10 protein-coding genes and 2 tRNA genes are annotated in these 13946 nt (G+C 56.3%); 5 read left to right on the forward strand and 7 right to left on the reverse strand.

The annotated features are described in order from the left end of the window. Positions 1 to 39: 39 nt before the first annotated feature. On the reverse strand, positions 40 to 339 hold the full coding sequence (locus MWH26_RS02610) for a hypothetical protein (RefSeq protein ID WP_247975931.1): 300 nt from the start codon (positions 337 to 339) through the stop codon (positions 40 to 42). Positions 340 to 506: 167 nt separating this feature from the next. Here MWH26_RS02610 and MWH26_RS02615 point away from each other — a divergent pair, with 167 nt between their 5' ends. Next, a complete protein-coding gene (locus tag MWH26_RS02615; protein ID WP_247975932.1) occupies positions 507 to 2492 on the forward strand; it encodes a peptidylprolyl isomerase in 1986 nt (661 codons plus the stop codon). An 80-nt stretch (positions 2493 to 2572) separates the two neighbouring features. Here MWH26_RS02615 and MWH26_RS02620 read toward each other — a convergent pair whose 3' ends face one another. After that, positions 2573 to 2914, reverse strand: coding sequence for a cupin domain-containing protein (locus tag MWH26_RS02620; RefSeq protein ID WP_188558863.1), 342 nt, complete (start codon positions 2912 to 2914; stop codon positions 2573 to 2575). Between the two features lie 172 nt (positions 2915 to 3086). Between MWH26_RS02620 and MWH26_RS02625 the strand changes: the two genes are divergently transcribed. Then, positions 3087 to 3923 carry a serine O-acetyltransferase gene (locus MWH26_RS02625; RefSeq protein ID WP_247975933.1) on the forward strand — a complete coding sequence of 279 codons (837 nt, stop codon included), beginning with the start codon at positions 3087 to 3089 and terminating at the stop codon, positions 3921 to 3923. A gap of 88 nt (positions 3924 to 4011) precedes the next feature. Then, on the forward strand, positions 4012 to 4932 hold the full coding sequence (cysK, locus tag MWH26_RS02630; protein ID WP_247975934.1) for a cysteine synthase A: 921 nt from the start codon (positions 4012 to 4014) through the stop codon (positions 4930 to 4932). Between the two features lie 137 nt (positions 4933 to 5069). Here the strand turns inward: cysK and MWH26_RS02635 are convergent. The 4 genes from MWH26_RS02635 to MWH26_RS02650 form a co-directional block, all read right to left on the reverse strand. Continuing rightward, positions 5070 to 5143: transfer RNA gene (locus tag MWH26_RS02635), tRNA-Ala, on the reverse strand. A 36-nt stretch (positions 5144 to 5179) separates the two neighbouring features. Continuing rightward, a tRNA-Ala gene (locus tag MWH26_RS02640) sits at positions 5180 to 5253 on the reverse strand. Between the two features lie 141 nt (positions 5254 to 5394). Then, a complete protein-coding gene (locus MWH26_RS02645) occupies positions 5395 to 8919 on the reverse strand; it encodes a TonB-dependent receptor (protein ID WP_244695094.1) in 3525 nt (1174 codons plus the stop codon). 143 nt (positions 8920 to 9062) lie between these two features. Continuing rightward, positions 9063 to 9635 carry a C40 family peptidase gene (locus tag MWH26_RS02650; RefSeq protein ID WP_244695095.1) on the reverse strand — a complete coding sequence of 191 codons (573 nt, stop codon included), beginning with the start codon at positions 9633 to 9635 and terminating at the stop codon, positions 9063 to 9065. A gap of 153 nt (positions 9636 to 9788) precedes the next feature. Here MWH26_RS02650 and MWH26_RS02655 point away from each other — a divergent pair, with 153 nt between their 5' ends. Next, a complete protein-coding gene (locus MWH26_RS02655; RefSeq protein ID WP_247975935.1) occupies positions 9789 to 11198 on the forward strand; it encodes an FAD-binding oxidoreductase in 1410 nt (469 codons plus the stop codon). A gap of 142 nt (positions 11199 to 11340) precedes the next feature. Here the strand turns inward: MWH26_RS02655 and MWH26_RS02660 are convergent, their stop codons facing one another. Further along, positions 11341 to 11874, reverse strand: coding sequence for an acyl-CoA-binding protein (locus MWH26_RS02660; RefSeq protein WP_244695097.1), 534 nt, complete (start codon positions 11872 to 11874; stop codon positions 11341 to 11343). 127 nt (positions 11875 to 12001) lie between these two features. Here MWH26_RS02660 and asnB point away from each other — a divergent pair, with 127 nt between their 5' ends. After that, on the forward strand, positions 12002 to 13912 hold the full coding sequence (gene asnB, locus MWH26_RS02665; RefSeq protein WP_247975936.1) for an asparagine synthase (glutamine-hydrolyzing): 1911 nt from the start codon (positions 12002 to 12004) through the stop codon (positions 13910 to 13912). Positions 13913 to 13946 lie beyond the last annotated feature (34 nt).

The following is a 13946-nucleotide window of genomic DNA, read 5'->3' on the forward strand; positions in this document are numbered from 1 at the left end:
GTAGAAGTCAGACAAAGAAAAGCAAGCTGCCTGGTCGGTTTACTTCGGCTTGCGGTCGGCCCAGATTTTGGGCAGCGGAATGGTCAGAATCAATACCGGATTGCTGGTGCGGGCCTTGCTAGGGGTAGCAAGTGTTTTGAGCTTGCCTTTCTCCCGAGAAGAAAGAATGCCCGCGTACTCCCCAATGACGCCTACAACGGTTGGCAGCGTTACGCGTACAGTAAGCTCCTTCTGCGTGGAGCTGGCGGGTAAAGGCTCCGGTGGCCGGCTCTGGGCCCAGCTGTTTCCCGCGCTCAGCAGCAGAATACAGGCCAGTAGGAATGGTTTAGAGCCGGGCATGGATAAGGTAGTGTTGCCGTAAAGATGCTACTATAAATAGGTTTCCCTACATGCTGATGCGGAAATAGCGGGGCCATAGCAGGCATGGGTAGGGAGGCCAGTACTATGCAGATGCCGAGGGCCGCGGTGTAGTTGCTTGTCATTGCAATTTCTAACTTAGGCCGACCATGACCTACTTCGCCCTGTGCCGAGCCGCTGCCGCAGCAGCGGCCAGCGGCTACTTGTTTACTGCCTGCGCGCCCCATACTCTTTCCTCTACCAGTCCGGTTGCCCTCAACCAGTTTGCCGCCGACAGCGTGCTGCGTCGCATTGCCACGGCCCAGGATGAGCGCCGCGCGGCCGCGCTGCTACCCTACCTCAACCGCCCCGAGGCCACCTACCGCCGCGCCGCCGCCGAAGCCCTGGCCTCAGTCCAGAGCAAGGAGGCTACCTCCCCACTGCTCACCCGGCTGCGCGAAGATGCGGATGCTACCGTGCGACGGGCAGCCGCCTACGCCCTGGGGCAAACCGCTGATTCCACGGCGGAAGCCGGCCTTGCCCAACGCATCAGCACCGAGCCCGACGGGGTAGTACGCCGCTACGTGCTGGAGGCCCTGGGGCGCTGCACCTCCCGGGCGGGGCTGCTGACGCTCACTCGCCTACCCCCCGCGCTGGCCACCGACACGGCCACCCTCAGTGGGCAAGCCTGGGGCCTGTACCGGGCCGGCTTACGGGGCCTGACTTCGGAGGCGGCCGTTAGCCGGCTGGTGCAGCTGGTAGGGCGCGGCAACCCGGTAAGCTCCCGGCTGGCCGCGGCCAATGCCCTGGCCCGCACCCGCGGCATCAACCTAACTTCTTATGCCGCTACCCTTGGCACGGTGGCCCAGCAAGATGCCCACTATGCGGTGCGCAGCGCCGTTACGGCTGCCCTCAGCAAAGCCGCTACCGCGCCCACCGTGCCAGTTCTGCTGGCCACCCTGGCCCGGCGCGACCCAGATTACCGGGTGCGGGTGAGTGCACTGCGGGCCATGAATGCGCAGATGTACGCCCCGGTAAAAGAAGCCGCCTGGCAGGCCCTGACGGATTCTAACGCCCAGGTAGCTTTGTCGGCCGCCGAATTCTTTCTGACCCACGCCACGAATGAGCCGGGCTCCATGTTTTTGGGAAAAGCCAACCGGCTGGAGCAGTGGCGGGTGCGGGCTACCTTGCTAGCGGCTGCCCTGCACCAGTCCAGCCCGGAGCAGGCTGCCATCCGGGGGGCAGTGCAGGAACGCTACGCTGCCACCCCGGACCCCTACGAGAAAGGCTATTTGCTGAAAGCTCTGGGCGAAGACCCGGCGGCATTCGACTTCGTGCAGCGGGCCACCTTCACCCCAGGGCAACCCCTGGTGGTGGGTACCTACGGCATGGAAGCCCTGGTAGCTATGAGCCGGCAGCCTACCTTCCCGGCCGGCCGCTACCCCGATCTGGCCCTGGCCCTGCGCCGGGGAGTGCTCAGCCGAGATGTAGCCGTAATGGGCACGGCCGCCGAGGCCATCCGCGACCCAAAGCTGAACCTGCGCAAGCTGCTGCCTAGCCCTGATTTTTTGATTCAAGCCCGCGACCAACTGACCTTACCCCGAGATTTGGAGGCCTGGCAGTCCTTGCAGCAAACCATCGACTTTCTGCAGAACCAGCCCGCCACTACTGCCCCTGTAGCCAAAGCCGCTACGCACCCCATTGATTGGGCCCTCGTCAGCACTATTCCGGCCGGGCAGCGGGTGGCAGTGCGCACCAGCAAGGGCGACGTGGTGCTACGCTTGCTGGTGGAGCAGGCCCCCGGCTCGGTGGCTAGCTTCGTGGAGCTTACCCGACGGGGCTTTTATAATGGCAAAAACTTTCACCGCGTCGTGCCCAACTTTGTGGCCCAGGGCGGCTGCCCCCGCGGCGACGGCTGGGGTAGCTCCGATTACAACCTACGCTCCGAGTTTGCTGATGTGCGCTATGGGGAAGGGGCCGTGGGGTTGGCCTCGGCCGGCAAGGACACCGAGAGTTGCCAGTGGTTTATCACTCACGCCCCCACGCCCCACCTAGACGGGCGCTACACCATTTTCGCGCAGGTAGTACAAGGCATGGATGTTGTCAGCCGCCTCGACATTGGGGACCGAATTGACCGAGTAGAGCTGATTAAATGAGTCACGGTAGGCCAGTCGTAATAAAAACGGCCCCCTCTGCGCCATGCAGTGGGGGCCGTTGGTATAGCTGCTAGTAGGAATTACTCCTCGTCGCGGCCGTGGGCTTGAGCGGGCGGGGTAGTGGCTTCCACCGCAGAAAAGGCTTCCAGTATTTTGTAGGTGTGCGAGGCGCCCTTGGGCACTACCCAGGAGTTGCCGGGTTCCAGCACCACCATTTGGCCCTCAATGTGCAGCTCGGCCCGGCCTTTCAGCACATAGCCAACGGTTTCGTAAGGGCGGGCGCTGGGCTCTTTGGCCTCGCTGGGCTGCTCGTCTTCCCAGAGGCGCATGGCCACGTGTACGCCAGAAGCCAGGTATTTTTCGCCATCGGCGCCGGTAGGGGAGAAGCGGGAATCAACTTTAGTGATGGTGGTATCAGCCATGAGAAAGGAAAGGTAAAGTGAAAGAGGGGTAACTGCTTTGCTAACGCGGCCAATTGAGGTCGGGTTACTACCTTGCCCGAATCCTAAACCTTCCGTCCCGTCGGCGGTTGAAAAATGTCGCGGCTCGGTGCTGCCCGCCGCTTTGCCGCCTGCTCGCAGGCCCACGTTGCCCATGCTTTCTGCCAACCACCAGTTTATTCAGGCCCTGACCCAGGCCCACGCCCACACAGCGGTGCCCCTGCCTGCCGAGGGCTTTTGCCAGTTAGCCGAACACCTGTTGCAGGTACTGTTCCCGGAGCGCTCGGCCCGTCCCTTGCGCAACCCCGACGCTGTAGCTGCTACCCTCGACCAACTCCAGAACGATCTGACGGCTTTGCTCCGGGCCGTGCCTACCCCCGAACCCGCAGCCGAGCTGGCCGGCAACCTGATGAACTCCCTGCCGGCTCTGCGTGCTATGCTGCTCCAGGATGCCGCCGCTATTCTGGCCGCCGATCCGGCCGCCCAGGGTTTGGCTGAGGTAGTAGCAACCTATCCGGGCTTTTACGCCATTGCCATGCACCGCTTCGCCCACGGGCTGCACCAGCGTGGCATTGCCCGCGTACCCCGCATCCTAAGCGAATACGCCCACCAGCGCACGGGCATTGATATCCATCCCGGCGCCCGCATCGGGCCTTCCTTCTGCATCGACCACGGCACGGGCCTGGTCATTGGCGAAACCTGCGTAATTGGGGCCCACGTCAAAATTTTTCAGGGCGTGACATTGGGAGCCTTAAGCGTAGCCAAACATTTGCAGGGCATCAAGCGCCATCCTACCATCGAAGATAACGTCGTGATTTACGCCGGAGCCACTATTTTGGGCGGCAGCACCACGGTAGGCAGCCATAGCATCATTGGCGGCAACGTGTGGCTAACTGAGAGTGTACCCTCGCACTCGCGCGTTTACCACCAGGCGCACATCCACGTCACCCGCTCCCAAGACCCCACCGAAGACATCACCTTTTCGATTTAACGAACCTTCATCAGTTGGCCACTTAGCAGTCGCTATGTTAGACTGTAGTAGCGAGCTTCTTCTTTCCTCCTTACTTCTCTTAACTACCATGAAAGCCACTTCCATTCTGGATACCATCGGCAACACGCCGCTGCTGCGCCTGAACAAATTGTTCGCCCACCGCCCCGACGTGGAGGTCTGGGTCAAACTGGAACGCGCCAACCCCGGCGGCAGCATCAAGGACCGGATTGCCCTGAGCATGATTGAGCAGGCCGAGCGAGACGGTATCCTGTCGCCCGATAGTATGATTGTGGAGCCTACCTCGGGCAACACGGGCGTGGGCCTGGCCATGGTAGCGGCCGTAAAAGGCTACCAGCTGACGTTGGTGATGCCCGAAAGCATGAGCATTGAGCGCCGGCGCCTGATGGCTGCCTACGGCGCTAACCTAGAGCTTACCCCTCGGGAAAAAGGCATGAAGGGCGCCATTGAAAAAGCCCACGAACTGGTGCGTGATACGCCCGGCGCCTGGATGCCCATGCAGTTCAGCAACCCCGCCAACATCAAAGTGCATGCTGATACTACTGCCCAAGAAATCCTACGTGATGCCCCCGAGGGCTTTGACTTTCACATTACGGGGGTAGGCACCGGTGGCCACATCACGGCCGTAACGGAAGTTCTGAAGCCTCACTTTCCCCAGATGAAAACCTTTGCCGTGGAGCCGGAACTCTCGCCCGTTATCAGCGGCGGCGCGCCCGGCCCTCACCCCATCCAAGGCATTGGAGCAGGTTTCATCCCCGATAACCTACACACCGAAATATTGGACGGCACCATTCAAGTAAGCCAGCAGGAAGCCTTTGAGTACGCCCGACGCGCAGCGCGGGAGGAGGGCCTGTTCATTGGTGTTTCTTCCGGCGCCTCCCTGGCCGCTGTTGCCAAGAAGCTCGCTGAAGTACCCCAAGGGGGGCGCGTACTTACCTTCTGCTACGATACCGGCGAGCGGTATCTCTCGGTAGAAGGGTTATTTGTATAAACAATAGCTAGCCTCCTGATAACACGAAGGCCGCTTCCCGCTAATGGAAGCGGCCTTCTACTTTTTCACTATCAAAAAGTAGATAAAGCTTAAAACAAAAAAGCCTGACCGGCAGGTCAGGCTTTTATAAATGGGAGTGGAGAATATCGGAGTCGAACCGATGACCTCTTGCATGCCATGCAAGCGCTCTAGCCAGCTGAGCTAATCCCCCGACAGGTAAAAACCACTCATCAATTATGAGTAGCAGTGGAGAATATCGGAGTCGAACCGATGACCTCTTGCATGCCATGCAAGCGCTCTAGCCAGCTGAGCTAATCCCCCAAGACACAGTTAATACCAAACAACCTTTTGTATTTGGTTTGGCAAAAGTACGGTAGGTTTTCGATTCTACAAGTAAACGGGTAAAAAAAAGTGGGCTGCCGATATCGGCAGCCCACTTTTAGGTGGATAAGTGGCTGAAAATTAGTTGAACAGGTAGCGCAGCCCTACCTGAGCCTGCCAGCGTGAACCAATACCACCAGTGTCGTCGCGGAAAGTTCTCGACAGCGGGGTTCCGGGCGTTACCACGGTAGTAACGCCTCCAGTGGTAGTAGTAGCGGGATTCGTCAGATAACGATACTCAAATACCGGCTGACCCTGCGCATTGTACCCAGCCCAAGTCAGCGGGTTTACCCGGTTAGCCGTCTGGAAAGTGCCCCAGTCAGAGTTGATTAGGTTACCAACATTGAAAATATCAATGCTGATCTGCAACGCATTGCGGTTCTGACCAATGTTGGTGAAGATGTCTTGCAACAGTCGCACATCCAAACGATTCTGCCACGGACGAGATGCCCCGTTACGCTCAGCATATTGACCACGGTTTTTGCTCAAGTACTTGTCTTGGCTGATATAAGCATCCAGGTCAGCCCACTGCTGCGCTGCACTGTATGTTACCCCGTTGGTAGTAATTGGACGTAAGTTGATTTCGCTCTGGTTGCGAGGAATGTACATCAGGTCGTTGGCGTTTTGGCCATCACCATTCATGTCACCCGAGTACACATAGCTGAAACGCCCAGCTGGAGCAGCCTCGTAGAACAACGAGATAGTCGTACCCAAGTGGTTCAGGTACTCCCGACGGTACGAAGCCGAAGCTACTACTCGATGCTGCTGCAGGAAGTTTGAATAGCCTAGTACATTGGCGTTGGGGTCACCCGATACCTGACGGTCGCGCCAGATAGACTGAGCAATTGAGCCACCATCATTCACCGAACGAGCGTCCGAGTAAGTGTACGCGGCGCTGGCGTAGAAGCCACCGGCGAATGATTTCTGCAACTGGCCAGTCACGAAGTACGAATAACCCTTGTTGGTATTCTTCATCAGAATAGCATCGGTGATATTCGGACGAGCTGCCGTGTTGCCACCTTGCGCTGCCGGTACAGAGCCGTAGATGCGGTTATTAGCCGTGGATACAACTACGCCGTTTGACGGAGTGCCGCTAAAGGTATAGAAGATTGGACGTGTGTCAGCACCGTTGGATCGGGCGAAAGGTGCAGCTTCAGTACCAGGCAGGTTTACGTTCTGCTGGTACACGGCGTTGAGGTCTTTGGTGTAAAGGGCCTCAATCGTACCGATGATGCCACCGGGCAATTCCTGGTCAATGGCGATGTTAGAACGCCAAACCTGCGGGAATTTAAAGTCTCGGTCAGTAACAGCCAAGTTATACTGGGTGTTAGCAGCTCCACCAACCGGACGGTAAGCATCTACATTCGGATCGAAGGGGAAAACAGAGTTGTTCGGGTTTGTTGTGGTGCCCGTAGTGGTAGCTACTGCGCCCCGGCGGTCGAAAGAACCGAACTGCACACCATTGTTGCCTGCTTGGTTAGACAACCACACGAAAGGAATACGGCCAGTGAAGATGCCCGTACCACCACGGACCTGTGTTTTCTTATCATCGTTCGGGTCCCAGTTGAAGCCGATTCGAGGAGAAAGTAGCACAGTGCGGTTAGGAAGCTTATCCGTCTCTAACCGTACACCATCACGGAAGACTAGATTGGCTGCGTTTTCGTTGCGAGCAATATCGGAGTAGATAACCGGCAGGTCACCGCGGATGCCGACGGTTATTTTGAGGTTATTGAGTGGTGACCATTCATCTTGCGCATACAGGCCGAATTGGGCTGCCTTTGTCACCGCGAATGGGAAGGAACCATCAGGACTAGTCGAATACTGCAACTGGTAGCGCTGAGGGCCTTGCAAAGGAGGTGCACCTGCACCGGTAGCACGCGGGGTAGGAACACCATTCACTATGGCGTACCCATTTGGAGCCTCCGCCGTGCGAGCCGAAGCATAGAAGTCGGCGAGAGAGTTGAACTGGTAGTTACCGTAGTAGTTTGGCGCAAAACCGTTGCTGAACTCGTACAGTTCATTATAGGTACCCACCGTCACGTTGTGTTTACCTAGATATGCGGTGAAGTTGTCACCGAACTGGTACACATCGGAGTTCAGAATGTTGAAAGCCGAGAACGGCTCGTAACCAAACGACGTAAGCGTGTTGCTAGCAGTAATGGCCGCTAAGTTGTTACCCGTGCTCAAGTTGTCGCCATTACCAATATCAACCAGCGGGAAAATGCCACCGGAACTCTCACGGAAGTCACGGAAACGAGAGTAACCAGCAGTGAAATTGTTGGAGAATCGGCTTCCAAACGTGCTGTTCAACTCAGCAATATAGGAGTCGAGGTTGTTGTTGATAGTATAGTACGACGAGAAGAAAGGAAGACCAAATTGGGTTTGTGCCCGAACCCCGCCAATAGCATTAGAAGTGCTAGGTGGAACATCTGACAACGAACGGAGGTAGTTGTATTTGATGTTCAGGCGGTGGTTATTGGAAATGTTCCAGTCTAAGCGCGCCGTTGCTTTTTCGCTGTTCGAGCGCTGCTTGTAGCCCTCGTAGCTACCAGGATTAAAGCCATATTTCTCCTGCAGGAAAGTGCTAAGCGTATTCAGGTCGGACGCAAAAACACGGGAAGTCTGCGAGTTGCCACCAGGCTCAGGTGTTTGACCAGGACGACGCGCAATGAAGTTGCCACTGGGTGGGTCATTGCGAGTTTCTTTCTCCGCATTTAGGAAGAAGAATAGTTTGTCCTTGATAATGGGACCACCAACTCGGAAGCCATAGTTCTTAAGATCAAACTTAGGATAATCCGATTCTACATCACCTACCTTGTTACCTACCAAGTTCTGGTCACGGTAAAAACCATAGATAGACGCCTGTACTTTGTTAGTGCCCGAGCGGGTTACGGCGTTAATGCCAGCTCCTGTAAAGGAACCCTGGCGAACGTCGAAAGGCGCAATACTTACCTGAATTTGGTCAATAGCATCTAGCGAGATGGGCTGCGCCCCAGCTTGGCCACCTACTGTAGATGAAAGACCAAACGAGTTGTTGAAAATCGCCCCGTCGATAGTAATGTTGTTGAATGCACCACTACGACCGCCAAAACTCTGACCGTTGGCCGAGGGAGTGAGACGCGTGAAGTCATTAAACGAACGGTTCAGAGTAGGAAGGCGTTCGATCTGCTCACGCTGCACCGTAGTAGCTGCGCCGGTGCGGCCGGCGTTGATAACCGGATCCTGACGACCAGTTACTACTACTTCACCCAGCGTTTGCTCTGATTCACTCAAGTTGATATCGAGGCGCTGGTTCTGACCTAAGGTCAAAAAGATGTTTTCACGCACGGCCTCTTTATAGCCTACGAAAGACACCCGAATGGTGTAGGGCCCCCCTACACGCATATTCTGCAGGTTGAAGCGACCTTCCGAGTTAGTAGGCGCCACGTACTGCGTGTTGGTGGGCGTGTGCACGGCAATGACCGTAGCCCCGGGCAAGCCCTCACCCAACTTGTCGGTGATGACACCGTTCATTGCCGACGTGGTGGTGCCCTGCGCCCAGCTCATGTGTGCTGACAAAACTGCCAGCGGCACTAAGGCTACAGAGGCGTAAAGATTGCGTCTCATAAAGGGGGATTGGTGAAAAAAAGGGGTGTGCTGAGAAAAACGAGGTACAAAATTACGGTCTCAATAACCGGGTTGTGTTACGTCAGTGTTATTAAAGCCAACCGACCTGCCGCCACTTTCCGCCGCAAAGGTAAGGGGGAAATTCACAATATTGGTCGTACTGCCTTAATGAATCTGCTTAAGTAGTAATCAGTTTCTAAGGCATTCTCCACAACACCTAAAGAGCTGGAGGAGTGGATGAACTGGACGCTTTCCGCTGAGGCTTCAGTAACTAACCCCACGTGGGTAATTACCGGGCTGCCAGGTGAAGCTCCGAAAAATACCAAATCGCCGGCGCGCAAATCTTGCGGCCTGATGGGCTCACCCCACACGGCTTGCTCGTTGCTGGAGCGGGGAATAGCCACGTTAATAGCCGCAAAAGACTCGTGCAGCAGTCCGGAACAGTCCATGCCTAGCCTTGTGGTGCCACCAAACTTGTACGGAGTGCCTTGGAAGGAACGAGCCGTTTCAATGACCATAGCCATCTGGCGGGGTACGTTGGCCGGCAGGGGGCGAGCCGGGGTAGGCCGACGGGCCACTACCTTACTTTTTCCGGCGGGTGTTGATGTCTTGACCTTAGATTTGACCAGCGCAGGGCTAGCGCCCCGGCGGCGGTCCGCAGCTTTCATGCGCGCCATGTCGCGGGCCGAGTAGTAACGCCCGTTTCGGTAATTCACCTTGCTGCTGCTACAAGCCACCAGCCAACTTCCTAAGATCAACCATAAGGCTACTAGAAGTGGCCGCTGCCACTGCGCCGAATGCCGTACCTTCGTAACGTGTTCCCGCATCGGGGCAAAGATAAGCGAAGTGGTCATTTCACCCTTGTATATATGGAATACCAAGTATTGACTCCGGCCTTGCTAGCTGAGCTTGAAGCAGTAGTAGGCGTTCAGCACCTGCTAACGGCTCAGCGGGCGGAGGCGGAAGTATATGCCGACTATGGCCGCGACCATACGGAAGACTTGCACTTTGCTCCCGATGTAGTAGTGCGCCCCGCTAACGCCGAGCAGATCAGCGCTATTATGCGCCTGTGCCACGAAAACCACATTCCTGTTACCCCGCGCGGAGCCGGTACCGGACTAAGCGGCGGGGCATTGCCCATTCATAACGGAGTGGTACTGAGTACGGAGCGGCTGAACCGCATTCTTGAAATTGATGAGCGCAATTTGCAGGCTACCGTGGAGCCGGGCGTGATTAATGAAGTGTTTCAAAATGCCGTAAAAGAGGTTGGGTTGTTCTACCCTCCGGATCCGGCTAGTAAAGGCAGCTGCTTTCTGGGAGGTAATCTGGCGCACAGCAGCGGCGGCCCCAAAGCCGTGAAATACGGTACCACGCGCGACTACGTGCTGAACTTGCAGGTAGTGCTGCCCACGGGCGACATCATCTGGACGGCAGCTAACACCCTGAAAAACTCCACCGGCTACAACCTCACCCAGCTGATGATTGGTTCGGAAGGCACACTCGGGATTATCACCAAAGTAGTGTTCCGGCTTTTGCCTTACCCCCAGCACACCATTTTGATGCTGGTGCCTTTCCGGCAGGAGGCGCAGGCTGCCGAAGCGGTATCGGCGGTGTTTCGGGCGGGTATTATTCCTTCCGGCATGGAGTTCATGGAACGGGAAGCAATTGCCTGGTCGTCGGATTACCTGAAAATTCCACTCACTTTGCCCGAGGACATCTTGGCTCACCTACTCATTGAATTGGACGGGCAGGACCTGGAGCAGCTGTATAAGGAAGCCGAACAAGTGTATGCCGTACTAGAACGCTACGACGTGGGCGAGATTCTGCTAGCCGACAACGCTACCCAGAAAGATGAATTGTGGAAGATTCGGCGCAACATTGGTAATTCAGTCCGCTATAACTCGGTGTACAAAGAGGAGGATACCGTTGTGCCCCGGGCCGAGCTGCCCACCCTACTTAAAGGTGTCAAGGAAATTGGGGCCCGCTACGGATTCAAAAGCGTATGCTACGGTCATGCCGGCGACGGTAATCTGCACGTGAATATCATCCGGGGCGAACTGACCGATGAGCAATGGAATGTGGGTCTGCGCCAGCCAATCCGGGAGATTTTTGAGCTGTGCGTGAAGCTAGGTGGCACCATCAGTGGGGAGCACGGCATCGGATTGGTGCAGAAACAATTCATTGGTATTGCCATCGGCGAAACCCAACTTAATCTGATGCGGGGCATTAAGCAAGTTTTCGATCCGCATGGCATTATGAATCCAGGCAAAATATTTTAGTCACGGATCAAGCCAAGCAACATTCAGAATAGCCAACCGCCTTAGCTCGGTTTCACTCATGCTAATTACCAACAGCAAAGGCCACTACCTGAGGGTAGTGGCCTTTGCTGTTGAATCTGATTAATTTGGTTAAATCCGGGATTTAGCTTTGGTCGCCTTTCAGTTTATCCTCACCGCCGTAGGGTGCGCCGGCCGTAATATCACCGCGTAGGCCTCCCTGCGAAACGCCCGGCTGGGTAGTAGGCTGTTGCGCAAGCGTTGTATTGTCGTTGGCTTGCACCTCAGGTCCGGAAGCAGCATCTGCGCCGCCTACCTGGGAACCAGTTGCGGGCTGGCCATTGCCTGTAATGATGGTTGCCTTTTCGCCGACGGGGCCGGCTACTTCCTGAACTTTCTGAATGTACTGCCGACGGGCATCGTCCTGGCTAACACCTTTAAACTTGCTCCAGGCATCCCACTGGGCCTGTGACATACCGGGCTTACCGCTGGGGTCGTCCGGCGTATCGTCGCCTACATTGTGTGGGTCCAACGTGTCGTGGTCACCTTCGGTAGCTTGTTTATAGAGGCCGTAGAGGTCAGTCATGTGAGCGGCCGCTTGGTCGCCAGGCATATTGTCAACGCGGGATACGGCGGCTTCAAATTCTCGCTGAAGACTTAGTTGATCTTGTAGATTCATGGTGGGGCAAGATTGGGGAAACAACTATTCCTGCCTTGTGTACTAACGTGGCACGGCTTTGGTTGCGGGCGCGGCCTTGTAGTTTTTAGAAACTCAAGTCCCGATAGTTCGTACTTTTGCCCGCCTTATGTGTGGAATCTCCGGAGTATTTGCTTTTACTGATGCAGGCCGCAACTCGTTGGCCTCCCTGCGCGCCTCAACCGACGCCATCGTTAGCCGTGGTCCTGATTCGCAGGGCCACTTTGCTTACGAGCGGTGTGGTCTTGGTTTTCGGCGGCTCGCCATCCTTGACCTGACCGCCGACGGCAACCAGCCCATGACCGATGAGTCGGGCCGCTACACGATTGTCTTTAATGGCGAGATCTTCAACTTCAAGGAGCTGCGCCAAAAGTTAGTCAGCAAGGGACACCGCTTCCACTCCCAAACCGACACGGAGGTAGTGCTGCACCTCTATATTTCCGAGGGCCGCAACTTCCTGAAAAAGCTGAATGGCTTCTTCGACTTCGCCATTTACGACAAGGAAGAGGACTCTATTTTCTTGGCCCGTGACCGGATGGGGGAGAAGCCCCTGCTGATTTACCGCGACGAGGACAAGCTCTTGTTTGCCTCCGAAATGAAGTCATTGCTAGCCTTGGGCGTGCCGCGCAAGCTGGATTACGTTTCCTTGAGCCACTACCTTCAGCTCAACTATATTCCGGGTCCCGCCACTATTTTCAAAGGCGTAAAGAAGCTGCTGCCTGGCCACTACCTGTACGTGAAGGGCAAGAAGGTAGTGCGCAAGCGGTGGTACAAGATTCCCTACGACGCCAAGAAAGCCGAGAAGAACAAGCTCAGCTATGAGCAGCAGCAAGCCAAACTGGTAGACCTGCTCGACGATGCCACGGCCCGCCGCCTCGTAGCCGACGTGCCCGTGGGCGCCTTCCTTAGTGGCGGCATCGACTCCTCAGTAATCGTGGCCCTAGCCACGCGCCACACCCAACACCTAAACACCTTCAGCATTGGCTACCGCGACGAGCCCTTCTTCGACGAAACCAAGTACGCCAAGCTCGTAGCAGATAAGTACAAGACCAATCATACGGTCTTCTCCCTGACTAACCAGGACCTCTACGACCATATTTTCGATGTGTTGAACTACATCGACGAGCCCTTCGCCGACTCCTCGGCGCTGGCCGTGTATATCCTCAGCAAGCGCACCCGGGAAAAAGCCACGGTAGCGTTGTCGGGCGACGGGGCTGATGAGTTGTTTGGCGGCTACAATAAGCACATGGGGGAGTTTCAGGTGCGTCAGGGCGGCTTTAAGGCCGAAGCCGTAACAGGCTTAAACCTGCTGTGGGACGTGCTACCTAAGTCACGCAATTCATTTTTTGGCAACAAAGTGCGGCAGTTTCAGCGCTTCTCGCGCGGCATGCTGTCTGGCCCCAAGGACCGGTACTGGGATTGGGCTTCGTTTGCGTCCGAGAAGGATGCGCGCGCCCTATTGAGCCCAGCAGCCAAACGCAAAGTTGGCAAGAAGCTGGCTGAGAAGCGCCGGAAAGATATTCTTGAAGATCTGCATGCCGACGGCGACCTGAACGAGGTGCTGCTCACGGATACCAAGCTGGTGCTACCCTACGACATGCTCACCAAGGTAGACCTGATGAGCATGGCTAATTCCCTGGAGGTGCGCCCGCCCTTCCTCGACCCTAATGTCGTACGCTTCGCTTTTTCCATCCCCGTTTCCAGCAAAATCGATGGGAAGATGAAAAAGAAGATTGTGCAGGATGCCTTCCGGCCTATGCTGCCCGGGGAGTTGTACAAGCGGCCTAAGCACGGCTTCGAGGTACCATTGCTAAAGTGGTTTCGTGGGGAGCTTCGCCCCTTAATTGAGGACGACTTGCTTTCCGACGGGTTCATTGAGGCCCAAGGCGTGTTCGATGTCGAAGCTATTCGCGGGCTGAAGAGGCAGCTTTTCTCCTCCAGCCCCGGCGACGTGCACGCCCGCATTTGGGCCCTGATTGTGTTCCAGTGGTGGTGGAAAAAGCATATGATGGCTGCCTAGTAGTTTATACAGTCTCTCTTGAATCTGTCACCTA

The organism is Hymenobacter sublimis, assembly GCF_023101345.1.
GTDB classification, from domain to species: domain Bacteria; phylum Bacteroidota; class Bacteroidia; order Cytophagales; family Hymenobacteraceae; genus Hymenobacter; species Hymenobacter sublimis.